Origin of the sequence: Rhizobium binae (assembly GCF_017357225.1) — a bacterium.
GTDB classification, from domain to species: domain Bacteria; phylum Pseudomonadota; class Alphaproteobacteria; order Rhizobiales; family Rhizobiaceae; genus Rhizobium; species Rhizobium binae.
In genome coordinates, this window is record NZ_CP071609.1 from 202,126 (window position 1) to 225,496 (window position 23,371).

Here is a 23,371-nt window from a genome sequence, read left to right on the forward strand (position 1 = left end):
GCATCCTGATCATCAGGACGCGGGGGGAGCTGGCCGCGGATGCGGCTAGGGAGCACGTTTGGGCCAAGCCGCGTAAATCGAGGTTCTAAGGGTTAGCCCGTGGAGATATATCTCGCGACGCGAGACAGACCGTATGAGATGAAGTTTCGCTGCACGAATCCGACCGCTCTTAGGTCACCAGCACGCAGAGCGCGACAAAGTTCGTCAACTTCCTCTTTGAGGAACCTGACCTCGTCCTCCCACATGCGGTCCACGAGGCTGTACCAGACACGCGAGGCTTGGAAGTACAGCCGGTCGTGGATCTCCTGCATCGCTGAATTGCCTATCAGCCCGTTTACAGCGAAATGAATTTCATGATTGATCTGCCAGAACTGCTCGAAATCCCTCGACTGGAAAAGCGCGTCCACCCTCGCAACAAGCGCCTCGACTTCCTCCAGTGCTTTTTGGGTTCGCTCCGGCCGACCAAAATCCCCTATCATTTCGCTTAGCCGCAAACGAAATGCATAGACATCCTTGAATTCCTGGAAATCAACCCCGGTGACCGTCGTACCGACGCCGTTCTTGGTTTCGACAAGGCCTTCGTAGTCAAGACGCTGCAGTGCTTGGCGCACGGGCGTGCGGCTCACATTGAATTCCGCAGCGAGTTCTGTTTCGACCAACAGTTCTCCGGGGCGGTACTGCAAGAGGCAAATCCGGTCGCGAAGAACACGATGGATTTCGATAGCCTGTCCGCGAGGCGCCGCAGTACGCGGCGCCTCGCGCTTCAATGCTGTAACGGCTCTAGCCATCAATTTTCTCTAAAAAGTCGGCCATATTTATCGCTCCGATCATTAACCCCAGCCAAGCGCAGGCAATCCCACATCATCGCCTGATTACTCGTGATGACGGGCTTACCCGATTCTGCCTCAAGCGCCTGAATAATGTCCACCGAGCGCAGAGCGCCGCAACTGATAAAGATGGCGTCAGAGTCCGCCCGATCGACTTGCTTGGCAAACTCGAAAATGTAGTCGGGCGTCACCCGCACCATGTCCTCGTCGTTTTCAATGTTCAGGCCCTGGATGTTCAGGATCTCAAACCCTCGCTCTTGCATATATACCCGTTCGATCTCGTTGACCGGATCGAGATACGGAGTTGCGATGGTGATTTTTTTTGCCTTAACAGCTTCCAGTGCGCGCATTACGCCGGAGATGATCGACGTCGGCTTGGCACCGGGCGCACCGCGATTGAGTTCGGCAAATACCTTGTCTTCCCCGATCACCACGCTCCCAGAGGTACAGCCGTAGCAAATTACGTCAAGCTGGACCTCCGGAACGATCAGCGCTGCGGCGTCACCAATACCGGAAGCCATAGCGGCCAAGGTGTCCACATCCACCTTGTTGGCCATCGGCGCTCTCTGGAAATGCACGCCGACCCCGTCCGGAGCGAGCTTGAACATATCCTCTTCGATAGTCTGCTCCATCGCCAGAAGAACGAAGCCCAACTTGGCCTTGTGGTGACGCCCGGCGTCAAAGCGAATGCCTCCGCGCCCAAGCGAATTCTCGACCTTCCCAGTCTGTTGCATGTGTAGTCGCTCCTGTGATGCTTTCATCTACCTGTACACAGGAAGCGACAGATGCGCAAGATTATCACGCAAAATATCGCCTAATTGCGCCGTTGACACCCATTCCGCTTCGTTTTATAGCTCTTTAAATCCAACCTGCATACAGCTTAGAGGAAGGCGCAAGGACATGAGACCAGGCAAGGAACGCACAGAGAAACTGAAAAAGGCGCTTCATGCGGCCGGATTCGAAAGCGCCATTCTGACTAACCCGGATTCCATCGCCTACTTCGGCGAATATCAGGACTACCTGGGTATCGACTTCGGTCGCCCGACCCTCATGACCGTACCGGTCGACGGCGAGCCGACCATCATTACTCCGCTGATGGAATCGGAAATGTGCGGCCGGATGAGCTGGGTGACGGATATCCGCCCGTGGAGCGACGGCATCAATGACGAATGGCGCAGCGTCTTGAAGTCGGCCGTCGAAGGAAAGGCGCGCCGGGTCGCGATCGAGCGGCGCTCAATCCCGGCGTTGGTCGCCAACGATCTGCTGCCCATGCTGCATGGAGCCGAGGTCGGCGACGCTGGACCGGTCATTTCGGAGATCCGGATGATCAAGTCGGCCGACGAGATCGGGATCATGCGCAAGGCCGGCGAAGTCGCTGTCGCGATGGTGAAGGGTGCCCGCGAGGTCATCGCAGAGGGCGTGCCGGAATATGAGGTCGCGCTGGCTGTCATAGCCGCGGGGACCAGGAAGGCAGCGTCGTTCCTCGATGACAGCACGGATCGCTTTGTTTCCCCTACCATCTACAATCTGCAGATCCTTCAGTCTGGCACCGATGTGTGCTTGGTGCACCGCCGCTCTTCCGTTCGGACCATCCGGAAGGGGGATCCGATCTATCTCTGCTTCTGCGGGATCGCCAACTTCCGCAACTATAAGCTCGGCTTCGACCGCGAATTCTTCGTCGGCGGCGCGACAGACGAGCAGGCCCGAGTGTACGAGACTGCCGTCGCTGCTCAGCAGGCGGCGCTCGCGGCAATCAAGCCGGGCATTGCATGCGAGGAAATCAACGCAGCTGCGGAAGTGGTCTACACCGAGGCGGGCTTCTCTGCAGGCTATCGCACCGGCCGTTCCGTCGGTCAATCATTCCTGGAATCCCCGGAACTGAAGCGCGGCGAGAAGCGGCTGCTCCAGGCCGGCATGACCTTCGCAGTTGACGGCGGGATCACAATCGAAGGGAGCTTCGGCGGGCGTATCGGCGACTCGATCGTCGTGACCGACACGGGATTTGAATACCTGACGAACTACCCGCGCGAACTTGCTGTCGTTTGAGGTAGGACAATGAGCAGGCCCACCTTCGCTACCTTGAAAGCGATGAACGCCGAATTCTTCGAAGGCTGCTGGGACGAGAAGGATCTGGAGCAGCTGGTTGCGCCAACGTTCGGCGTCGTTTCCAGCTTCGAAAAGGTCATTTCCGACCTGCAACGCATAGTCAGTAAAGATCTGGGCCAGGTGGGCCCCGATGACCACTGCTCGGGGCTCACCAATGACTGATAGAAAGTCCATCAAACAGATCGCGGCAGAAATCCAAAGCGGCCGTTCTGTTGTCGAAGTCGTCGAGGAGAGCTTGGTTGCAGCCGACCGGCTAAATCCGGAGCATCGCAGCTTTATCACGATCGCTAGGGAGGCTGCGCTCTCCCAAGCTGCAAAAGCAGACGCCCAACGACATGGAGGCACGCAGCACGGGCCCCTTCACGGCGTGCCTTTCGCGGCGAAGGACATGTTCGAGACCGCCGGCATTCTCACGACAGGCGGAAGCCCGGTGTTGAAGGATAACGTGCCCGAGACATCGGCCTTGGTCGTCGCGCGTCTCGAAGAGGCTGGCTCGGTATTGATCGGAAAGGCAAACCAGCACGAATTCGCCTATGGGGCGACTGGGGAAAACAACTGGAGCGGCACGACACGCAATCCGTTCGACACTACCCGGTTAGCCGGGGGATCGAGCGGAGGTTCAGCGGCCGCAGTTGCAGCCGGGATCGTACCCTATGCTCTGGGAACCGACACTGGCGGCTCAGTCCGGGTTCCGGCCGCCCTTTGCGGGGTCGTGGGTTTCAAGCCAAGCTTCGGACGCATGAGCCTGCAAGGCGTCATTCCATACTGCTGGTCTCTCGACCACGCCGGGATCTTCGCAAACACCGTCGAAGACGTCGGCCTGGTTTTTGATCAAACGACATCTGTCGCGCGGGCAGTCAATCCCGAGAACTTGAGGGTCGGGATCATCAAGGGCTGGGCCGAAAGAAGTGAGCCGCCCGTCCGGCGGGCGTTTCTCACGGCCAAATCCGCCCTCGAGCAAATGGGCGCTACGTTCACTGAAATAGAACTTCCCGACCAGGCGGAGGCAAGAACGGTTTCACTGACAATACAGTTGGCTGAGACCTTGGCCTATCATGGCCCCAACCTTGCGCGTGCACGTTCATCGTTCGGAGAAGATATGCTGAGCGGGATGGCGCTCGGACAGTTTCTCTCTGCAGAAAGCTATGTTCAATGCAAGCGCATGCTTGAGATTTACAATCGGGCATTTGCGGAAACAATGAGCAGCGTCGACGTTCTCCTGACGCCTGGATGCCCGATCACCGCCCCAGAAGTCGGCGCGGTCCATGTTGACGTCGGCGGCGATAGCCTACCGGTAGGAAATGCTCTGACACTCTTCACATCATTCTTCAATCTCGTAGGAACGCCCGCAATTGCTCTGCCGGTCCGCGAGGAAACATCCCATCTGCCAGTATCCGTGCAGCTCGTCGGCGGTCGTAATCGTGACGCTGAGCTCTTGGGTGTGGCACAGGTTTTCGAGGAAACACTTCGAAGAACCAAGATGATCGCGGCCTAGCCGCTTCATTCTCACAACCTAAGCCGACGGTAAGATCGGTCAAACAAACCTCAGAGGAAAACAAATGACACGACCTTCACTACTCGCAGCTATTGCGATCGCAAGCCTCTCGACCATCACTACGGGCGCCTTTGCTGCGGACCAGCTAGTCGTCGCTTCATTTGGTGGCGCCTACACCGCCAGCCAATCCAAGGCGTTTATCGAGCCCTATATGGCTGAAAAGGGAGCCAAGGTGCTCACCGCTGACTACAACGGCGGTCTTGCTGAACTCCGCTCCCAGGTTCAATCCGGCAACGGCGCATGGGATGTTATCGATCTCGAGCTTCAGGACGCTTTGAGAGCTTGCGACGATGGGCTTATCGAAAAGATCGATGCTTCTCAGCTTGCGCCGGCGGCCGACGGAACGGCTGCGGCTGATGACTTCCTGCCGGGAACCCTGATGGACTGCGGCGTCGGTACGATCATGTGGTCGAACATCATCGCCTACGACAAGACCAAGTTCCAGAATGGCGGACCCAAGACCATTGCCGACTTCTTCGATCTCGAGAAGTTTCCGGGCAAGCGCGGTCTGAGCAATAAGCCGAACGTCAACCTCGAGTGGGCGCTCATGGCTGATGGCGTGCCGAACGACAAGATCTATGAGACGCTTGCGACAGAGGAGGGCCTCAACCGGGCCTTCGCAAAGCTCGACACGATCAAGAAGGATGCTGTGTTCTGGGGCGCTCACGCCCAGGCCCCGCAGCTTCTTGCGGACGGCGAAGTAGTCATGACGGCTGCCGCAAATGGACGTATCTACGATGCGATCTCCAAGGAGCACAAGCCGTTCGAAATCGTTTGGGATGGACAGATCTGGAACCTCGACGTCTGGGCGATTTCTAAGGCCAGCAAGAACAAGGATGCCGCCTTGGACTTCGTGAAGTTCTCGACCACGGGGCCGCGCCTTGCTGACGTCACGAAGTATATCAGCTACGGGCCTGTCAGAAAGTCGTCCCAGGGTCTCGTTCCAGAAGCGATCCGGACAAACCTGCCGACCTACGAAACCAACTTCAAGACGTCTCTCGCCAATGATCTCGAATTCTGGGCAGATCACCAGGACGAGATCAACCAGCGCTGGGCCACTTGGATGGCGAAGTAATTCGCTCGCTGATCCCTCTCTTTAGAAGATGGTCGGAGCGTGCTCCGGCCGTCGGAATTGGCGCGGTAGCTGCGTCGGCACACTAGCCGGAATGAGATATCATGAATACCGAAACCAGATCATTCGTGAACTTTCACGAAGTGCAAAAGAGCTACGATGGCTCCTCTCTTGTCGTGAAATCCCTCTCGCTTGATATAGCAAAGGGCGAGTTTCTGACGATGCTTGGTCCGTCAGGGTCAGGCAAAACGACCTCGCTGATGATGCTTGCTGGTTTCGAGCGACCCACAGGTGGCAAGATCACAGTCGCGGGTCGTGACCTTACGAACCTGCCCCCGCATCGAAGAGACATCGGTATGGTCTTCCAGAACTATGCTCTCTTCCCGCACATGACGATCGCGGAGAACGTCGCCTTTCCTCTGGTGGCACGCAAGATGCCGAAACCGGAGATCGAATCGAGAGTAAGGGGTGCCTTGGAGCGGATCCGAATGAGCTCCCTCGGAAACCGTCGCCCTGCGCAGCTTTCCGGAGGCCAGCAACAGCGTGTAGCGCTTGCCCGCGCCCTGGTTTTTGAGCCGTCTCTCGTACTAATGGATGAACCACTTGGGGCGCTCGACAAGCAACTGCGCGAGCACATGCAGATGGAAATCAAACACCTGCATGGGGAGCTTGGCCTGACCGTAGTTTATGTCACCCATGATCAGGATGAGGCCTTGGCGATGTCCGATCGAGTGGCTGTTTTCAATGACGGGATCATCGAACAGGTCGGGCCCGCCCGCGCGATATACGAGGCACCTGAAACGGCATTCGTTTCGTCCTTTGTGGGCGAGAACAACCACCTCCAAGGTATCATTTCTTCTGTGACGCGCGACATGTGTGTCGCAGCCGTTGGCAAAATCGACGTCCAGTGTGTGGCCGTCGGCTCTTTGAAACGGGGGGATCGCGCGATCGTCTCGTTGCGCCCGGAGCGGGTGTCGTTGGTCCAAGAGGATGGATCTTCCGCCAACACCGTTAGAGCCGTAGCGAAGGAAGTCGTGTACTTCGGGGATCATCTCCGCCTGTCCTGCCAGCTTGAAGACGGGCAGACCGTTACGGTGAAACAGCCGAACAGAAATGGAATCGCTCAAATCTCTGTGGGGCAGCCGGTATTGTTAGGCTGGCAAGCAACCGACGCCAGGGCCTTGGCCTCCGAAGGAGTGGTTGGCAATGGCTGAAGCGGCAATCTTCGCAACACCGGAGGAGATCTCCCGTCAGGTAGCGAGGTCTCGACGCAGTGAGATGCGGAAGGGACTTCTTCTTTTGGCACCTGCGTTGGTGTTTCTTTTTTTCACCTTCCTGCTGCCGCTCGGCTACATCTTCCGTCTGAGTGTCTACGATCCGACCGTCCACGATGGCCTGCCGCGCACGGTGGAGGCGCTCCAGACGTGGAGTGGAAGCGGCGCACCCGACGAACAAACGTTCCAGGCGTTGGCGCAGGATCTTATCGATGCTCGGCAAGCTGATATCGTTGGGTCGATTGCAAATCGACTGAATGTCGAGGCCGCCGGACTGCGCAGTGCCTTCACAAGAACTGCTAGACGCCTCGGGCAGAAGCCTCCAACCGTGAGCTATTCGGAATGGTTCCAACAAGCGGATCCCGTTTGGAGCGAACAGTCGACTTGGCAGGCAATTAACCAATTGCGCAGCTCAGTGAGCGCCAACTACTATCTGTCAGCAGTCGATCTCCGCAGAGGCGCGTCGGGCGCCATCGAACTTGCCCCTGAAGACAATCGTATCCACACCACGCTCTTCGCGAGAACGTTCCTGGTCGCCTTTTCGGTGACTGCACTGTGCATCCTCCTCGGCTATCCGGTAGCCTACCTGATCGCGACATCGTCGAAGTTCCTCGGCTCCATAATGATTGTTCTCGTCCTTCTGCCGTTTTGGACGTCGTTGCTTGTTCGAACCACGGGTTGGATCGTGCTCCTGCAGTCCCAGGGCGTGCTGAACGACATCTTTGTTTATCTGGGAATTATCTCGGACGAGAATAGGGTTAGGATGATCTATAACCTCGCCGGCACGCTTATTGCCATGACCCATATCTTGCTGCCGTTTTTCATTCTTCCCCTCTACAGCGTGATGGTTTCGATATCTCCGGTCTACATGCGAGCTGCTCAATCGCTGGGCGCCCACCGCTTCTACGCCTTCTGGAAGGTCTACTTTCCAAACACACTTCCAGGTGTCGGTTCCGGGGCACTTCTCGCTTTCATTCTTGCCGTCGGATATTACATCACTCCTGCTCTCGTTGGCGGACAGTCGGGGCAGATGATCTCCAACATGATCGCGTTCCATGTCCAGTCGTCGTTGAACTGGGGGCTGGCGGCAGCTCTCGGGATGATACTCCTGTCGGTGGTCCTGGTTCTCTACGCCATTTATCACCGATACTCCGGCGCAAACCGGCTGGTGAACTGAGGAGCGAGCTATGAACGGCTATACTATCGAGACAGCCTGGTCGGTTCTCTTCCGTGTCATTTGCTGGACAATCCTGATCTTTCTCATCGCGCCAATTTTCGTGATTATTCCGCTTTCCTTTAACGCAGAGCCCTACTTTACGTTTACCAGCGGCATGCTGCACCTCCGCTCCGAAGCATTCTCCACGCGCTGGTACGACGCATTCGTCTCAGATGCCGGATGGATGGTTGCCGTGAGGAACAGTTTCCTCGTCGGGATCCTGTCGACGTTACTGGCAACAACGCTCGGCACTCTCGCCGCATTGGGCCTCAACAAGCCGCTCCCATTGCGCAGCCTGATCGTCAGCCTTCTTCTGGCACCGATGATCGTCCCGATCATCGTGCTGGCCGCCGGAACCTACTTCGTGTTCGCGAAAGTTGGCCTCGTTGACAGCTATCTCGGACTGGTGCTCGCTCACGCTACCTTGGGATTGCCGTTCGTGGTCGTGACAGTGCTGGCCAGCCTCTCGAACTTCGACCATGGTCTTGTCCGCGCGGGTCTCATTTCGGGGGCACATCCGACGATGGTCTTCCGTCGCATCACGTTGCCGCTCATCGCACCAGGCGTCCTTTCCGGCGCGGCGCTGGCCTTCGTGACATCGTTTGACGAAGCAGTGATCACCCTCTTCCTATCCCCAAGTCCGGGATATTACACAGTCCCCCGTAAGATGTGGTCCGGCTTGCGCGAACAAATCAGCCCTACCATCCTCGCCGTTGCCACCACCTGGATCGTTCTCTCCTTGGTGCTGATGATTTTGATGGGCGTGTTGCGGCGCCAATCTGTCAAGCGGTCGGCTAAGCCCATCAGCGTCGTTTGAGACATTTCTCGATGAACGATTACGTCGGCAAAGATGAGCCGCTAACCATCCTCCTCGGCAACAATTTCGGTCGAACGACCTGGGTGTCGCAGGTTCCAGTTGCCAGGCTGGTGCACTCCGCGTCCTGCCCGAAAGAGTTGGAACGATTCGCCACCATTCCGGTGAACATGATACGCTCCACGGCCAGGCAGATCCTCTTCGGGCTGGTAAAATCGGCCCAGGAACAACGGCTCGAGCAGGGTGCGCCGATCCTGCCGGAGTTTGCTCAGATACTATCACTGCTGCATGTCCCCTCGCTGCGCACGCTGCGACCTTTCGTTGTCCACATCGAGGAGATTGCACCCGATAATGACGGTATCCGCACGCAACGCATATTCTGGCATACGCGGGAGACCTTAGGGTTTCGGGTCTACCTTCCACCCGAATATTCGTGGCGAATAATGTCAGGGCATTCCGATGTCGCTGCGTGCTGTCTTGCGCTTGAGATGTGCGACACCATCGTTCGCTCAAATTGTTACCCGGACGAGCGCTTTTTCCCGCGCGTCAAAGCCTTGAGTGAGAACGAACTGACCGTTTGGTTGGAGGCTCTTGCGTGTTCGCATTCCTTCACAAAAGTCGCGGTGGAGTTCTATCTGGGTATGTCGCCGGAAGAAGAGCGTGACGTCGCGCACGGCCTGTTGGCCAACCAAGGCACTCATCACCGGGCGGCTCGCGCAGTCTAAATCGAATGCCTGCATCTAATGGAAATGAGATGTCGAAGATAGGTATCATCGGAGCTTCGGGGTGGTTGGGCTCGTCCTTGGCGCAGGGCCTTGTCGACGCGGGGGTAGCCAATCCACAGGATTTGATCCTTTCCTATCGAAGCAGAAAACCCAATATTCTTCCGGACGCCGTTTGGACCCTGGACAACAAACTCCTTGCCGAGGAGGCGGCGGTCGTCATCGTTTCGGTACAACCAGGCGATTTTCCCTCGGTCGACATCGCGATCGGAGGAAAGCTCGCGATTTCTGTCATGGCCGGGATCAACTTGGCGGCGCTTTCCCGCCACCTGGGAACGGATCGCGTCGTTCGGTCCTTGCCGAATGCTGCAGCCGAGGTCAGACAGTCCTATACGCCGTGGGTCGCCTCCCCAAAGGTGACAGATGAGGATCGTGCCCTGTTACGTCGGATTGCCGGAGCCTGGGGCGAAGCTGATGAGCTCCGTTTCGAACTCGATTTGGACTACTTCACCGGATTGACGGGTTCAGGCCCCGCATTTCCCGCCTTGCTTGCACGCGCAATGGCGCGGGATGCTGTGGCAAGGGGGATCGACCCCGCGATCGCGCGCAAGGCCGTTGTCGCCGTGCTGAAAGGCGCCGGCGCGCTCTTTGAGCGAACTTCAGACGCGCCTGAGGATGTGGTCCGACGTTTCGTCGATTACAAAGGCACCACTTCGGCAGCCTTGGAGGCGATGATCGCCGGCAACTTCGAGAGGGCCGTCAGCAATGGCCTTGAGGCAGCGCTTGCCCGATCGTACGTGCTCGGGTCCAGCGAAGGCAAAGTCGACTGATCACCGCTTGGCCTTCGTTAATTTCTCTCGAAACCGGCTCGGAGTGCTGGAAAAGCGTGCTGTGAATGCTTTTGAAAAGTGTCCCGCGCTGGAAAAGCCGGTCGCGAACGCGATCTCTGAAATCAACAGCGGGCTTTGTTCCAGCAGTCTGCGTGCGTGATCCAGGCGGACGTTTCGGTAAGCTTCGAGAAATCCGATTTCCAACTGGTCCGTAAACAATCTGTCCAGATGGCGAACGCTGACGCCGGCAACCTTCGCCATCGCGTCGCGGGATAGTGGCTGTTCGATCGTGGCCTCCATCTTTTCCAAGACTGCCAGTAGCGCTGGATGATGGGTGCCAAACCGCTCCGCCGCCGAGCCGCGCTGTGGCGCGGTGGGCTCGCCGACCGCCGTATGGAGATACCAATCACTGACGCGGCGGGCGAAATGCGATCCCATCCGTTCCGAAATCATCGCATGCATCATGTCGAGCGGCGCGATACCGCCGCCGCAGGTTATACGATCGCCGTCTATGACAAAGCGCGCCTGCCGGGGCGAAAGATGCGGAAAGGCTTCTTTCAAAAGCTCGGCGTGTTCCCAGTGAATGGTGAAGTTGCGATTGTCCATGAGCCCCGCGGCAGCCAGAAGATAGGCGCCCGATGATATGCCGCCGATCCTGACGCCCTGCCGCGAGAGTTTGCGCAGTGTGCCGTAAAGTCCGTCCCGGTCCTCCCAGTCCTGCCGGTTGCCGCCGGCGCAGACGAAGACCGTGTGGCAGCCTCCACCCTTGGCCAGTAGATCCTCGCAATCGATGCTCAGACCCGACGAGCTTCGCACCGGTTGGCCGGAGGGCGAAAGCGGGGTGATGTCGTAGAGCGATATCCCGGCAATGAGATTGGCAGCACGCAGTGGCTCCGTCGCCGATGCATAGGACATCAGCGCAAAATTGGGCACGAGTAGAAAGCCAATGCGTTGCAAAGCCTTCGATTCATTTAGAGAGCTCATGGCCTATTTCTATATCAATGTGTCCCTTGTATGCAATTGCTGTCGTCGAGAATGGCTTAGGGTAATCATCGACACCTCCATTGACGGGCAATCCATGCGGTATTCAGCACTATCCCTGCTTCTTAACGGACTTCGTGGCAACAAGGCCTGGGCGCCGGCCTGGCGCCAGCCGGAGCCGAAGTCCCATTACGACGTAATCATCGTCGGCGGTGGCGGCCATGGTCTTGCGACCGCCTATTACCTTGCCAAGGAATTCGGCATCACAAATGTCGCCGTGCTGGAAAAAGCCTATATCGGAGGCGGAAACGTCGGCCGCAATACGACGATCATCCGGTCGAACTACCTGCTGCCCGGCAATAACCCGTTCTACGAGTTTTCCATGAAGCTCTGGGAAGGGCTGGAACAGGATTTTAACTTCAATGCGATGGTCTCGCAGCGCGGCGTTCTGAACCTCTTCCATTCGGATGCTCAGCGTGACGCCTATACACGGCGCGGCAATGCCATGCGTCTCCACGGCGTCGATGCTGAACTGCTCGATCGCGCCGCGGTGCAAAAGATGCTGCCCTTCCTCGATTTCAACAATGCCCGCTTCCCGATTCAGGGCGGTTTGATCCAGCGGCGCGGCGGCACGGTTCGCCACGATGCCGTGGCCTGGGGCTATGCCCGTGGCGCCGACATGCGCGGCGTCGACATCATCCAGAATTGCGAAGTGACCGGCATCCGCCGCGAAAACGGCAAAGTTACGGGCGTCGAGACGAGCCGTGGCTTCATCGGCTGCGGTAAGCTCGGCCTTGCGGCCGCCGGCAATTCCTCGCGCGTCGCCGAAATGGCGGGTCTGAAATTGCCGATGGAAAGCCATGTGCTGCAGGCTTTCGTATCGGAGGGATTGAAGCCATTCATCGATGGTGTCGTCACCTTCGGCGCCGGCCATTTCTATGTCTCGCAGTCCGACAAGGGCGGCCTTGTCTTCGGCGGCGATATCGACGGTTACAATTCGTATGCGCAGCGCGGCAATCTGGCGACGGTCGAGCATGTGATCGAAGCCGGCAAGGCAATGATCCCATCGCTGTCGCGTGTCCGGGTGCTGCGCTCCTGGGGTGGCATCATGGACATGTCCATGGATGGTACACCGATCATCGACCGCACGCCGATCGACAATCTCTATCTCAATGCGGGCTGGTGTTATGGCGGCTTCAAGGCGACGCCGGCGTCGGGCTTCTGCTTTGCGCACCTGCTCGCCCGCGGCGTCGCGCACGATACCACGCGGCAGATGCGGCTCGACCGCTTCGAGCGCGGCTATCTGATCGACGAAAAGGGCCAGGGCGCCCAACCGAACCTGCACTGATCACACGAAGGAAAAGCCGGATATGGCAAGCCTCGTTCCCTGCCCCCATTGCGGCAGACGACCCAAGGAAGAATTCACCGTGAAGGGCGCAGCACTTGCCCGCCCGGCACCGGAGGCCGAGGCGGCGGCCTGGATGGATTACGTCTACCTGCGCGACAACCCGCGCGGCCGATATGAGGAATATTGGCACCACACGTCGGGCTGCCGCCGCTGGCTGGTGGTGACCCGCGATACCGCCACCCATGAGATAGAAGCGAGCCGCGATGCGGCGCTCGCGCAAGGATAGTCGCCCATGACACCGTATCGTTTGCAGAATGGCGGCTTGATCGATCGGCAGGTAAGCCTGTCCTTCTCCTTCGACGGCAAGAAAATGCTCGGCTTCGGCGGCGACAGCCTTGCCTCCGCGCTGCTTGCCAACGGCCAGCTTCTGGTCGGTCGCAGCTTCAAGTATCACCGTCCGCGCGGCATCCTGACCGCGGGCGCGGCAGAGCCGAATGCGCTGATGACCATCGGCCAGGGCGGCCGCACTGAGCCTAACACCCGCGCCACCATGCAAGAGCTTTACCAGGGGCTGGAAGCCAGGAGCCAGAACCGTTGGCCGTCGCTCGACTTCGACATCGGCTCGCTGAACAGCCTGCTGTCGCCATTCCTCGGCGCGGGCTTCTACTACAAGACCTTCATGTGGCCGGCTCCATTTTGGGAAAAGGTCTACGAGCCCTTCATCCGCAAGGCTGCCGGTCTCGGCAAGGCGAGCTACGAGGCGGACCCGGATACCTACGAGAAGTGCTGGGCGCATTGCGATCTCCTGATCATCGGCGCCGGACCGGCCGGTCTTGCCGCGGCATTGACAGCGGGTCGTTCCGGTGCGCGGGTCATTGTGATCGACGAGCATTCGATAATCGGCGGTTCGCTTCTGTCGGACACGGCGACGATCGGCGGCGCGACGGCCATCGATTTCGTCCGTGAGGCGCAGGCCGATCTTCAGGCGCTGCCGAATGTGCAGGTTCTCGACCGCACCACAGTTTTCGGCTGGTACGATGGCAATGTGTTCGGCGCGGTCGAGCGCGTCCAGAAGCATGTCGCCCTGCCGAAGGCCGAAGTGCCGGTCGAGCGGCTGTGGCGCATCGCGGCGAAACAGGCGCTTCTGGCGACCGGCGCCGAGGAGCGTCCACTGGTCTTCGGCGGCAACGACACGCCCGGCGTAATGATGGCCGGTGCGATGCGCACCTATCTCAACCGCTTCGGCGTGGCGCCCGGTCGTGAAGTGGCGATCTTCACCACCAATGACAGCGGCTATGCGCTTGCTCTCGATCTCGAGGCGCGGGGTATCGTGCCTGTGGCGATCATCGACAGCCGCCCGGAAGGCTCAGCCGCCTATGCCGGACACGCACGCGTCATCAAGGGTGCCTTCGTCTCCGACGCCAAGGGCGGCAAGGCCCTGTCGTCCATCGAAATCTCGAGGAGCGGCGGCAGGGAAACCCTCAAAACGGACGCGTTGGCCGTGGCGGGTGGTTTCAGCCCGATCATCCATCTTGCCTGCCATCGCGGCGGCAAGCCGGTCTGGTCCGACGAGCAGGCGGCGTTTCTCGCCCCGGAAAGCCTCATCGGTCTGCAACTTGCCGGCTCCGTTCTCGGCGCTTCCAGCATCGCGGCCTCGTTGACCGAAGGCGCTGCCAGAGCGTCCGTCATGGTCTCCGACATGGGCTTTCCCGTCGCGCCGGCGAGCTTCGGCGAGGTAGAAGGCGACATGGCGAGCCGGCCGGCCAAGGCACTCTGGACCATTCCGAACGTCAAGGGCAAGGCCTTCGTCGATTACCAGAACGACGTGCACCGCAAGGATCTCGGCCTCGCCGTCCGGGAAGGATACGGCCATGTCGAGCTTGCCAAGCGCTACACGACCAATGGCATGGCGACCGACCAGGGCAAGCTTTCCAATGTCAACGCCATCGGACTTCTGGCCGAAGCGCGGGGCGTTTCTCCTGCTGATGTCGGCACGACGACGTTCCGTCCCTTCTACACGCCAGTGTCGTTCGGCGCGCTGACCGGTGCCTATCATGGCTCCCATTTCCAGCCGGTGCGCAAGTCGCCGTTGCATGACTGGGCGAAGAAAAACGGCGCGGTCTTCGTCGAAACAGGCCTGTGGTATCGCTCCTCCTGGTTCCCGCGCGATGGCGAGACCACCTGGCGCGAAAGCGTCGATCGCGAAGTGAAGAATGCCCGCGTCAATGCCGGTCTTTGCGACGTGTCGATGCTCGGCAAGATCGAAGTGTGCGGCAAGGACGCCGCCGAATTCCTCAACCGCGTCTATTCGAACGCCTTCCTGAAACTGCCGGTTGGCAAGGCGCGCTACGGCCTGATGCTGCGCGAAGACGGCATGATCTATGACGACGGCACGACCAGCCGCCTGTCGGAAGAGCATTTTTTCATGACGACGACGACCGCCTATGCCGCGGGCGTCATGAACCACCTTGAATTCTGCAGCCAAGCGCTGTGGCCGGAACTTGACGTGCGGCTTGCCTCGGCGACTGATCAATGGGCGCAGATGGCGATTGCCGGGCCGAAATCCCGCATGATCCTGCAGAAGATTGTCGATGAGAATATTTCGAACGATGCCTTCCCGTTCCTAGGCGCCAAGGAAGTTTCCCTGTTCGCCGGTCAGTTGCATGGCCGTCTCTTCCGGATTTCGTTCTCCGGCGAACTGGCCTACGAACTGGCGGTTCCGGCCGGCTATGGCGAAAGCGTTGCTGACGCCTTGATGGAAGCGGGCCGCGAGCACGGCATCCAGCCCTATGGCGTCGAGGCGCTAGGCGTCATGCGCATCGAAAAGGGCCACGTCACTCATAACGAGATCAACGGCACCGTGGTGCCGGGCGACCTCGGTTTCGGCAAGATGGTGTCTGCCACCAAGCCGGACTTCATCGGCAAGGCTATGGTCGGCCGCGAAGGTCTCATCGACGCCGAACGTGGCCAACTTGTCGGTGTGCGACCGCTCGATCCCGCCACATCCTTCCGCAGCGGTTCGCACATTCTTGCCAAGGATGCGCCGGCGACGCTCGAAAACGATCAGGGTTATGTCACATCGTCCGCCTACTCGCCGCATGTGGGTTCCACGATCGGACTTGCGCTCGTCAAACGCGGCTCCGAACGGCATGGCGAAGACGTCATGATCTGGAACGGCCTGAGCGACGAGTACACGCCCGGCCGCCTCTGCAATCCGGTTTTCGTCGATCCAGAAAACGAGAAGCTTCATGTCTGAATTCCGCGTCACCCTGCGGCCAGCACTGGCCACCACGGATCCCGTTGCTTCCGACCGGATCACGCTCGAAGCCCTGGCTGAAGGCCATGTCATTCATGTTCTCGGCAAGCCTGGCGATGACGGTGTCGCCGCACGGCTCGCGCCGTTTTCTGACGGTACGGCGCATGCGGTTCGCGCCGCCGGCCCGGGCCAGTGGTTTATCGTTGGTAACGGCGTGAAATCGTATGCGGAACTCTCGGCCCTTTCCGAAGCGCTGAAGCCGGGCGCTTTTGGCGTTGATCAGAGCCAGGGCCGCGTTCGTATGCTGGCTAGAGGCTCGATGGTCGAGCGGGTGCTGGCCAAGGGGACGGCGGTCGATCTGTCGCTTACCGCCTTTCCGATCGGTCATTCTACAACCACGCTGTTCGGCCACATTGCCGCGCACGTAACCCGCACCGGTGAGGATGCCTTCGAGATCATGGTTCTGCGCGGTTTCGCTGAAAGCCTGTGGGACGATCTTGCCAGCATGTGCGCCGAATATCTCTGAAGCCAAACGACGGATATCCCATGACAGTCATCATCGACGGCAAGCAGATGGCCGCTTCGGTCCTCGAGCAGGTGAAGCACGCTGCCACGCAGCTTGAGAGGGAAGCCGGGGCCAAGGCCGGGCTGGCGGTAGTCATTGTCGGCGACGATCCGGCAAGCCACACCTATGTCGGCGCCAAGAGCCGGATGGCCAAGGAATGCGGCTTCTCCTCAGTCCAGCACACGCTGCCTGCGGAGACGAGCCAGGCGGAGCTGCTGGCGCTCGTCGAGACGCTGAATGGCGATCCGGCTATCCACGGCGTTCTCGTGCAGCTGCCGCTACCGGGCCATTTGGATTCTGATGCGGTGATCCAGTCGATCCGTCCGGGGAAGGATGTCGACGGCCTGCATGTGGTCAATGCCGGCAAGTTGGCGACGGGCGATCTGAAGACCGGCCTCGTGTCCTGCACCCCAGCCGGCGCGATGGTGCTGGTGCGCGCCATCCATGGCACGGATCTTTCGGGATTGAACGCTGTGGTCATCGGCCGTTCGAACCTGTTTGGCAAGCCCATGGGGCAATTGCTACTTAACGCCAACGCGACGGTAACGATGGCGCATTCGCGCACGAAGGACTTGGCAGGCATTTGCCGCAGTGCGGATATTCTGGTTGCAGCCGTCGGCCGCCCCGAGATGGTCAAGGAAGACTGGGTAAAACCCGGTGCGACCGTGATCGATGTTGGAATCAACCGAATTGCAGCGCCTGAACGCGGCGAAGGCAAGAGTCGGCTTGTCGGCGACGTGGCCTATGCGGAGGCCGTAACGTTCGCCGGAGCGATTACGCCGGTCCCAGGCGGTGTAGGTCCGATGACCATCGCCATGCTTATGGCCAATACGGTCATTGCGGCGACCCGCGCGCTTGGCCGTGTCGCGCCGACGTTCTAGTTCGAACAACAGCAACTTCGACTGGGGGCACCCACAGCGCGAAAGCGAGTAAGCTTGGGCTCTCCCCCCCCTCGGCCGCGACCGCGCGTCGCACTGCGGCGGTTTGGCCCGCCGTAGAATGCGGATGATTTCTTGCGTCCGACAAGAGAAGAAAATCTCGGGCGTGAGAAGGGTAGCGCTAGCAGCGTCGCCTCGCGCTGATGTGGTCGGTGGAAGTTTGTCGATCTATCGGTCGCTCAAACGGCTATCCTCAGGTAGTCCTCCCCGTTTTAGCGGGGTTCAGCGGTAGAATTCACGCGGCCATTTTCAGTTTCTGAGCGGGTGTGATGCCGCCAATGCCCATGTTGGGCCGTTCGTGGTTATACGTCCAAAGCCACTCCGTGGCGATCTCCTGCACCTCCGTTATGCTGTCAAAAATATACAGATCGAGCCATTCATGCCGAACAGTTCGGTTATAGCGCTCGACATACGCGTTCTGCTGAGGCTTGCCGGGCTGGATGTAGTTCAATGCGATGCCTTGGGTCTCTGCCCATTCGACCAGTTTCGAACTGACATATTCAGGGCCATTATCAACCCTGATTGCCAGCGGCTTGCCCCGCCATTCGATGATCTGGTTGAGGCTGCGCACGACCCGCTCGGCAGGAAGTGAGAAGTCAACCTCGATCCCCAGTCCCTCTCGGTTGAAGTCGTCCAACACGTTCAGAAGCCTGAACTGGCGACCGTCCGCCAAGCGATCCGCCATGAAGTCCATCGACCAGATCATGTTCGGCGCTTCGGGCACCGCCAGTTCCTCTGGCTTCTCGCGCTTCAGCCGCCGCCGGGGCTTGATCCTGAGATTCAGCTCAAGCTCCCGGTAGATGCGGTAGACGCGTTTGTGGTTCCAGCGATGGCCCTGGACATTGCGCATATACAGGAAGCAGAGACCGAATCCCCAGGTCTTCTTCACCTTCACAAGCCCAAGCAGCAGATCGGCGATCTGATCGTTGTCGAAATTACGTTGGGGACCATACCGATAACACGTCTCGCTGACGCCAAATGTCCTGCATGCCAGCGCGATACTTACACCGCGTTGCGCCACTACTTTCTCGGCCAGCTCTCGGCGCTGAGATGGCCGCGTCATTTTTTTCCGAGAGCCTCCTTCAGCAGATCGGCTTGCATGCTCAAGTCGGCATACATCCGCTTCAATCGACGGTTCTCGTCCTCAAGAGCCTTCATCTGGCTCATCATCGAGGCGTCCATGCCCCCATACTTTGCCCGCCACTTGTAAAAACTGGCACTGCTGATGCCATGCTCCCGGCAAAGCTCAGGTACGGGGACACCGCCTTCCGCCTGGCGCAACACAGCCATGATTTGGGCTTCGGTAAATCGGCTCTTCTTCATCAAAATCTCCTCGAGCATCTTGCCGAGAAAATTCTACTTTTGAAGCCCCTTATTCGCGGGGAGGACTACCCTCACATCGCAAAGACACTAACGCTGGGTGCTACAGTCAGCGCTTGAATACCTTTCAACTCGAAGAGCCGGTAATCTCGAAGCCGAATTATTTGGAGCTTTTGAACGCGGACAAATAACAGGCGTCGTCCCGGGAGGCCCAGCTGTGCGCCGCAGACTTCAGGGTCGTGTCTTTTAGATCTTTAAACAATTTCCCGCTGCCGATGACACTGGACGAGAGCCTAATTCGCCGATGGAAGCGGTTCGCTTCTAACAGTCGAGTCCGGCGGCCGCGGATGACATCGACTTAAAGTGCTTCCAAGCACATCGCGATGCCCATGCCACCACCGATGCAGAGCGTCGCGAGCCCCTTGGAAACGCCGCGGCGCTTCATTTCGAACAGCAGTGTGTTGAGCACACGGGCGCCAGATGCACCTATCGGATGGCCGATGGCGATAGCACCGCCATTGACGTTGACGATCGAAGTATCCCAGCCGAGGTCCTTATTGACGGCGCAGGCCTGGGCGGCGAAAGCCTCGTTGGCTTCGACGAGCTCGAGATCGGCGATTGACCATCCGGCCTTTTCCAGCGCCTTGCGCGATGCCGGGATCGGGCCGGTGCCCATGACCTGCGGATCGACGCCGGCCGTTGCCCAGGAAACGATACGGGCGAGCGGCTGGATGCCACGCTTTGAAGCCTGAGCTTCGCTCATCAGAAGGGTCGCGGCCGCGCCGTCATTGAGGCCCGAGGCGTTGCCGGCCGTGACCGTGCCTTCCTTGTCGAAGGCCGGGCGCAGCTTGGTCATCTGATCAATCGTAGCGGCGGATATATTCGTCCTGATCGACGGTGACGTCGCCCTTGCGGCCCTTGACGATGAACGGAATGATCTCGTCGGCAAAACGGCCGGCCTTTTGCGCGGCCTCGGCCTTGTTCTGCGAGGCGAGCGCGAACTGGTCCTGGTCGTCGCGCGACAGCTGCCATTTCTTGGCGATGTTTTCGGCTGTCGTGCCCATGTGATAACCATGGAAAGCGTCGGTCAGGCCGTCCTTGATCGTCGTGTCGATCATCTTCATGTCGCCCATCTTGGTGCCGTTGCGCAGATGCGCGCAGTGCGGCGCCATCGACATCGACTCCTGACCGCCGGCGACGATGATCTTCGCATCGCCGGTTGCGATCTGCTGCAGCCCGAGTGCCACGGCCCGCAGGCCGGAGCCGCAAATCTGGTTGACACCCCAGGCGGTGGCTTCCTGCGGGATGCCGGCCTTGATCGCCGCCTGACGCGCCGGGTTCTGGCCCTCGCCGACCGGCAGCACCTGACCGAGGATCACCTCGTCGACTTCACCCGCTTCGACACCGGCGCGCTCAAGCGCGCCCTTGATGACGGCAGCACCGAGTTCATGCGCCGGCGTATTGGCAAACGCACCATTAAACGAACCGACCGCGGTCCGGGCGGCGCTGGCAATAACGATGGATGGGGTGCTCATGGTGGCTCTCCGCTGGTTGACGATCCGATTGAGTTCGATTTTGTCCGGCAAGCTCCGGATCAGTTGACGATCGTGGCGTCCGTCGCGGCACGCAGTTCGCTATCCGTCACACCATCGGCGAGTTCCACGAGCTTCAGGCCTCCGTCGACGACGTCGAGCACGCCAAGGTTGGTGATGATGCGGTTGACCACCCCTTTGCCTGTCAGCGGCAGGGTGCAGGCCTTCAGCACCTTGGACTCGCCCGCTTTGTTGGTGTGGTCCATGACAACGACGACGCGCTTGACGCCGGCGACCAGGTCCATGGCGCCGCCCATACCCTTGACCAGCTTGCCGGGGATCATCCAGTTGGCGAGATCACCGTTCTCGGCCACTTCCATGGCGCCGAGAATGGCCATGGCGATCTTGCCGCCACGGATCATCGCGAAGCTCTGCGCCGAGTCGAAGAAGGCCGAATGCGGCAGCGCCGTCACCGTCTGCTTGCCGGCATTGATCAGGTCGGCGTCGATCGCGTCCTCGTTCGGAAACGGGCCGATGCCCAGCAGACCGTTCTCCGACTGCAGCGTCACATGCACACCCTCGGGTATGTAATTGGCCACCAGCGTCGGAATGCCGATGCCGCGATTGACGTAGGTGCCGTCTTGAAGTTCGCGGGCAGCCCGTGCTGCCATCTGGTTCCTATCCCAGGCCATCTTGTCTCTCTCCTGCCCTCAAGCCGCCGCGCGTGTCGTGCGCTGTTCGATGCGTTTTTCGTGCTGGCCTTGGATCAGCCGATGCACATAGATTCCCGGCAGGTGAATCTGATCGGGATCGAGGCTGCCGGCCGGTACAATCTCCTCGACTTCGGCGACGCAGATCTTGCCGCAGGTGGCGGCCGGCGGATTGAAGTTGCGAGCGGTCTTGCGGAAGACGAGATTGCCGGTCGTGTCCGCTTTCCAGGCTTTCACAATGGAGAGATCGGTGACGATGCCGGTCTCGAGTACATAGGTCTCGCCGTTGAAGCTCTTGAGTTCCTTGCCCTCTTCCACGACCGTGCCGACGCCGGTTTTGGTGTAGAAGCCTGCAATGCCGGCGCCGCCGGCCCGCATGCGTTCGGCGAGCGTTCCTTGCGGGTTGAACTCGAGCTCCAATTCGCCGCTCAGATACTGCCGCATGAACTCGGCGTTCTCGCCGACATAGGACGAGATCATCTTCCGGATCTGCTTCGTCTTCAGCAGCACGCCGAGACCGAAGTCGTCGACGCCGCAGTTGTTCGAGGCGATCGTCAGGTCCTTCGTGCCGGCCTCGTGGATGGCCGCTATCAGCAGCTCAGGAATACCGCAGAGGCCAAAGCCGCCAGCCGCGACGAACATGCCGTCGAAGAGCAGGCCATCAAGGGCCGCCTCCGGGCTCTCATAAATCTTATTCATAATCTCCCCTTGGAGCTTACCAGAGGCGGCAGCATTCGCTGACGCTGGTTATCAGGCGTAGGCCGCGCGGTGGCCAGAGTCACCCGCGGTTGATGCAGACGACCTTCGGCTGGGTCATGTCTTCATAGGCGAAGCGCACGCCTTCACGACCCATGCTGCCGTATTTAAAGCCACCGAAAGGCATGGCATCGAAACGGTAGTCTGAGGAGTCGTTGATCATCACGCCCCCCGCTTCGATCCGGTTGGCAGCGTCGAGCGCGACATTGAGGTCGCTGGTGAAGATGCCCGCATGCAGGCTGTAGTCCGGATCGTTGGCCATATCGATCGCTTCATCGAGCGTCTCGAAGGGCGCCAGCATGACGACGGGTGCGAACACCTCCTCATGCCACAGGCGGCAGGTCAGCGGCGTACCTTCGAGCACCGTCGGGTGATACAGGGACCCCTCGCGACGGTGTCCGCAGAGCAGCTTAGCACTTGCGCCGATGGCTTCGTTGACATTTGCCTCGGTGCGTTCCGCGACCTGCTTGGAGATCATCGGACCGACGTCGGTGTCCTCCCGCAGCGGATCACCGGCCTTAAGCTTTTTGGTAGCCGCAACAAAGGCATCGCGGAAACGGTCGTAAAGCTCGGCCTGGACCAGGATGCGCTGCGCACCGATGCAGTTCTGGCCCGCGGCCCAGAAGGCGCCGGAGACGCAACCTTCGACCGCCTTGTCGAAGTCGCAGTCGTTCATGACGATGACCGGCGCATTGCCGCCGAGCTCCATGGCGAGCTTCTTCAAGCCCGCCGCCCGGCTGATCGCCTCCCCTGTGGCAAAACCGCCAGTAAAGGAGACCATGCGCACCTCACGCGCAGAGATCAGAGCGGCCACCAACTCTCTGTCACCGTGAACGACGGTGATGATCCCCTCAGGCAGACCAGCTTCGCGCAGCGCTTCGACGAGCTTTATCGCGGAGAAGGGCGTCAGGTTCGATGGCTTCAGCAGTACCGCATTGCCGCCGGCGATAGCCGGGCCGAGCTTATGCGCGACAAGATTCAGAGGATCGTTGTAGGGGGTGATGGCGGTGATGATGCCGAGTGGTTCGCGTGTGAACCAGCCCTGGCGTTGTTCCGATCCGGTATAGGAGTCAAAGGGCACGATTTCGCCCGCGTTGCGCTTTGCTTCTTCCGCCGACAGCTTCAGCGTATTGACGCAGCGCAGCACCTCTTTGCGCGCCTGGATGATCGTCTTGCCGGCTTCGCGAACAATGGTCTCGGCAAAAGCCTTGCTGCGGCTCTCGACGATTCGGGCGGCTCCTTCCAGGATGGCGGCCCGTTTGTGCCGCGCCAGATTGCGCGAGACCTCGGCGCCGCGGCGAGCGGTTGCCAGCAGGCGATCGATCTCGGCGGGAGCCGTTGCCTCGACCGATCCAAGCAGCGCCCCGTCATAAGGGCTATGAACAGAGATCGGCGACAGGCTGGTGGTGATGTGGAGTTTGGCGGCAGTCATATGGCCAGCTTCCCTATTCCTTGTTGGCCTCCTGTCTGGAGGTTGCGTTCACCCGCAAGGCAAAGATGACCCCTGCCCCGTTCCGGCTTCGAGCAATCATTGAGCACAACCCATGAC

General features: G+C 59.7%; 21 protein-coding genes and 1 pseudogene. 14 read left to right on the forward strand and 8 right to left on the reverse strand.

Annotated features, from left to right (window positions below; all coding sequences use genetic code 11):
- Nucleotides 1-92: 92 nt before the first annotated feature.
- Nucleotides 93-788, reverse strand: a complete 696-nt coding sequence (locus J2J99_RS31585; protein WP_168297170.1) for a GntR family transcriptional regulator — start codon at nt 786-788, stop codon at nt 93-95.
- Nucleotides 788-1,561 (reverse strand): maleate cis-trans isomerase family protein, encoded by a 774-nt coding sequence (locus tag J2J99_RS31590; protein ID WP_168297171.1) that lies wholly within the window; start codon nt 1,559-1,561, stop codon nt 788-790. Before J2J99_RS31590 ends, J2J99_RS31585 begins: the two co-directional genes overlap by 1 nt.
- Nucleotides 1,562-1,727: 166 nt before the next feature.
- On the opposite strand from J2J99_RS31590, the gene J2J99_RS31595 reads away from it, so the two are divergent.
- The 9 genes from J2J99_RS31595 (at nt 1,728) to J2J99_RS31635 (ending at nt 10,416) form a co-directional block, all read left to right on the forward strand.
- The gene (locus tag J2J99_RS31595) at nt 1,728-2,873 is read left to right on the forward strand and encodes a M24 family metallopeptidase (protein ID WP_168297245.1); all 1,146 of its coding nucleotides are present in this window, start codon (nt 1,728-1,730) and stop codon (nt 2,871-2,873) included.
- 9 nt (nt 2,874-2,882) lie between these two features.
- Nucleotides 2,883-3,095 carry a hypothetical protein gene (locus J2J99_RS31600; protein ID WP_168297172.1) on the forward strand — a complete coding sequence of 71 codons (213 nt, stop codon included), beginning with the start codon at nt 2,883-2,885 and terminating at the stop codon, nt 3,093-3,095.
- The gene (locus tag J2J99_RS31605) at nt 3,088-4,428 is read left to right on the forward strand and encodes an amidase (protein WP_168297173.1); all 1,341 of its coding nucleotides are present in this window, start codon (nt 3,088-3,090) and stop codon (nt 4,426-4,428) included. The genes J2J99_RS31600 and J2J99_RS31605 overlap by 8 nt, the downstream gene beginning before the upstream one ends.
- 64 nt (nt 4,429-4,492) lie before the next feature.
- On the forward strand, nt 4,493-5,563 hold the full coding sequence (locus J2J99_RS31610) for an ABC transporter substrate-binding protein (protein WP_168297174.1): 1,071 nt from the start codon (nt 4,493-4,495) through the stop codon (nt 5,561-5,563).
- A 101-nt stretch (nt 5,564-5,664) separates the two neighbouring features.
- On the forward strand, nt 5,665-6,774 hold the full coding sequence (locus J2J99_RS31615; RefSeq protein WP_168297175.1) for an ABC transporter ATP-binding protein: 1,110 nt from the start codon (nt 5,665-5,667) through the stop codon (nt 6,772-6,774).
- Nucleotides 6,767-8,011: an ABC transporter permease gene (locus tag J2J99_RS31620; RefSeq protein WP_168297176.1), complete on the forward strand. Its 1,245-nt coding sequence runs from the start codon at nt 6,767-6,769 to the stop codon at nt 8,009-8,011. Before J2J99_RS31615 ends, J2J99_RS31620 begins: the two co-directional genes overlap by 8 nt.
- A gap of 10 nt (nt 8,012-8,021) precedes the next feature.
- Nucleotides 8,022-8,867, forward strand: a complete 846-nt coding sequence (locus J2J99_RS31625; protein WP_168297177.1) for an ABC transporter permease — start codon at nt 8,022-8,024, stop codon at nt 8,865-8,867.
- A gap of 11 nt (nt 8,868-8,878) precedes the next feature.
- The gene (locus tag J2J99_RS31630) at nt 8,879-9,589 is read left to right on the forward strand and encodes a hypothetical protein (RefSeq protein ID WP_168297178.1); all 711 of its coding nucleotides are present in this window, start codon (nt 8,879-8,881) and stop codon (nt 9,587-9,589) included.
- A gap of 77 nt (nt 9,590-9,666) precedes the next feature.
- The gene (locus tag J2J99_RS31635) at nt 9,667-10,416 is read left to right on the forward strand and encodes a pyrroline-5-carboxylate reductase family protein (RefSeq protein ID WP_343229146.1); all 750 of its coding nucleotides are present in this window, start codon (nt 9,667-9,669) and stop codon (nt 10,414-10,416) included.
- Here the strand turns inward: J2J99_RS31635 and J2J99_RS31640 are convergent, their stop codons facing one another.
- Complete coding sequence (locus J2J99_RS31640; RefSeq protein WP_168297179.1) at nt 10,417-11,400, reverse strand: GlxA family transcriptional regulator; 984 nt, start codon at nt 11,398-11,400, stop codon at nt 10,417-10,419.
- 94 nt (nt 11,401-11,494) lie between these two features.
- Here J2J99_RS31640 and J2J99_RS31645 point away from each other — a divergent pair, with 94 nt between their 5' ends.
- The 5 genes from J2J99_RS31645 to folD are packed head-to-tail and all read left to right on the forward strand — an operon-like array spanning nt 11,495 to nt 17,447.
- A complete protein-coding gene (locus J2J99_RS31645; RefSeq protein ID WP_168297180.1) occupies nt 11,495-12,745 on the forward strand; it encodes a sarcosine oxidase subunit beta family protein in 1,251 nt (416 codons plus the stop codon).
- Between the two features lie 22 nt (nt 12,746-12,767).
- The gene (locus J2J99_RS31650) at nt 12,768-13,031 is read left to right on the forward strand and encodes a sarcosine oxidase subunit delta (RefSeq protein WP_168297181.1); all 264 of its coding nucleotides are present in this window, start codon (nt 12,768-12,770) and stop codon (nt 13,029-13,031) included.
- 6 nt (nt 13,032-13,037) lie between these two features.
- A complete protein-coding gene (locus tag J2J99_RS31655) occupies nt 13,038-16,001 on the forward strand; it encodes a sarcosine oxidase subunit alpha (protein WP_168297182.1) in 2,964 nt (987 codons plus the stop codon).
- Nucleotides 15,994-16,527, forward strand: coding sequence for a sarcosine oxidase subunit gamma family protein (locus J2J99_RS31660; RefSeq protein WP_168297183.1), 534 nt, complete (start codon nt 15,994-15,996; stop codon nt 16,525-16,527). Before J2J99_RS31655 ends, J2J99_RS31660 begins: the two co-directional genes overlap by 8 nt.
- 20 nt (nt 16,528-16,547) lie before the next feature.
- The gene (gene folD, locus J2J99_RS31665) at nt 16,548-17,447 is read left to right on the forward strand and encodes a bifunctional methylenetetrahydrofolate dehydrogenase/methenyltetrahydrofolate cyclohydrolase FolD (protein ID WP_168297184.1); all 900 of its coding nucleotides are present in this window, start codon (nt 16,548-16,550) and stop codon (nt 17,445-17,447) included.
- A gap of 292 nt (nt 17,448-17,739) precedes the next feature.
- Here the strand turns inward: folD and J2J99_RS31670 are convergent.
- From J2J99_RS31670 to J2J99_RS31690, 5 genes and pseudogenes are all read right to left on the reverse strand, one after another.
- A protein-coding gene (locus J2J99_RS31670) for an IS3 family transposase (protein WP_168297185.1) occupies nt 17,740-18,827 on the reverse strand; the annotation gives its coding sequence in 2 pieces (ribosomal slippage) (nt 17,740-18,566 and nt 18,566-18,827; 1,089 coding nt in all).
- A 355-nt stretch (nt 18,828-19,182) separates the two neighbouring features.
- Nucleotides 19,183-20,359: pseudogene (locus tag J2J99_RS31675) on the reverse strand (acetyl-CoA C-acetyltransferase).
- A 59-nt stretch (nt 20,360-20,418) separates the two neighbouring features.
- A complete protein-coding gene (locus J2J99_RS31680) occupies nt 20,419-21,048 on the reverse strand; it encodes a 3-oxoacid CoA-transferase subunit B (RefSeq protein WP_168297186.1) in 630 nt (209 codons plus the stop codon).
- Nucleotides 21,049-21,066: 18 nt separating this feature from the next.
- A complete protein-coding gene (locus tag J2J99_RS31685) occupies nt 21,067-21,765 on the reverse strand; it encodes a CoA transferase subunit A (protein ID WP_168297187.1) in 699 nt (232 codons plus the stop codon).
- Between the two features lie 79 nt (nt 21,766-21,844).
- Complete coding sequence (locus J2J99_RS31690; protein ID WP_168297188.1) at nt 21,845-23,254, reverse strand: aldehyde dehydrogenase family protein; 1,410 nt, start codon at nt 23,252-23,254, stop codon at nt 21,845-21,847.
- Nucleotides 23,255-23,371: the final 117 nt, after the last annotated feature.

What these genes read in the sequence shown, in the direction of transcription:
- J2J99_RS31585 (WP_168297170.1), bottom strand. Translation starts at nt 788, where the DNA reads ATGGCTAGAGCCGTTACAGCATTGAAGCGCGAGGCGCCGCGTACTGCG.
- J2J99_RS31590 (WP_168297171.1), bottom strand. Translation starts at nt 1,561, where the DNA reads ATGCAACAGACTGGGAAGGTCGAGAATTCGCTTGGGCGCGGAGGCATT.
- J2J99_RS31595 (WP_168297245.1), top strand. Translation starts at nt 1,728, where the DNA reads ATGAGACCAGGCAAGGAACGCACAGAGAAACTGAAAAAGGCGCTTCAT.
- J2J99_RS31600 (WP_168297172.1), top strand. Translation starts at nt 2,883, where the DNA reads ATGAGCAGGCCCACCTTCGCTACCTTGAAAGCGATGAACGCCGAATTC.
- J2J99_RS31605 (WP_168297173.1), top strand. Translation starts at nt 3,088, where the DNA reads ATGACTGATAGAAAGTCCATCAAACAGATCGCGGCAGAAATCCAAAGC.
- J2J99_RS31610 (WP_168297174.1), top strand. Translation starts at nt 4,493, where the DNA reads ATGACACGACCTTCACTACTCGCAGCTATTGCGATCGCAAGCCTCTCG.
- J2J99_RS31615 (WP_168297175.1), top strand. Translation starts at nt 5,665, where the DNA reads ATGAATACCGAAACCAGATCATTCGTGAACTTTCACGAAGTGCAAAAG.
- J2J99_RS31620 (WP_168297176.1), top strand. Translation starts at nt 6,767, where the DNA reads ATGGCTGAAGCGGCAATCTTCGCAACACCGGAGGAGATCTCCCGTCAG.
- J2J99_RS31625 (WP_168297177.1), top strand. Translation starts at nt 8,022, where the DNA reads ATGAACGGCTATACTATCGAGACAGCCTGGTCGGTTCTCTTCCGTGTC.
- J2J99_RS31630 (WP_168297178.1), top strand. Translation starts at nt 8,879, where the DNA reads ATGAACGATTACGTCGGCAAAGATGAGCCGCTAACCATCCTCCTCGGC.
- J2J99_RS31640 (WP_168297179.1), bottom strand. Translation starts at nt 11,400, where the DNA reads ATGAGCTCTCTAAATGAATCGAAGGCTTTGCAACGCATTGGCTTTCTA.
- J2J99_RS31645 (WP_168297180.1), top strand. Translation starts at nt 11,495, where the DNA reads ATGCGGTATTCAGCACTATCCCTGCTTCTTAACGGACTTCGTGGCAAC.
- J2J99_RS31650 (WP_168297181.1), top strand. Translation starts at nt 12,768, where the DNA reads ATGGCAAGCCTCGTTCCCTGCCCCCATTGCGGCAGACGACCCAAGGAA.
- J2J99_RS31655 (WP_168297182.1), top strand. Translation starts at nt 13,038, where the DNA reads ATGACACCGTATCGTTTGCAGAATGGCGGCTTGATCGATCGGCAGGTA.
- J2J99_RS31660 (WP_168297183.1), top strand. Translation starts at nt 15,994, where the DNA reads ATGTCTGAATTCCGCGTCACCCTGCGGCCAGCACTGGCCACCACGGAT.
- folD (WP_168297184.1), top strand. Translation starts at nt 16,548, where the DNA reads ATGACAGTCATCATCGACGGCAAGCAGATGGCCGCTTCGGTCCTCGAG.
- J2J99_RS31680 (WP_168297186.1), bottom strand. Translation starts at nt 21,048, where the DNA reads ATGGCCTGGGATAGGAACCAGATGGCAGCACGGGCTGCCCGCGAACTT.
- J2J99_RS31685 (WP_168297187.1), bottom strand. Translation starts at nt 21,765, where the DNA reads ATGAATAAGATTTATGAGAGCCCGGAGGCGGCCCTTGATGGCCTGCTC.
- J2J99_RS31690 (WP_168297188.1), bottom strand. Translation starts at nt 23,254, where the DNA reads ATGACTGCCGCCAAACTCCACATCACCACCAGCCTGTCGCCGATCTCT.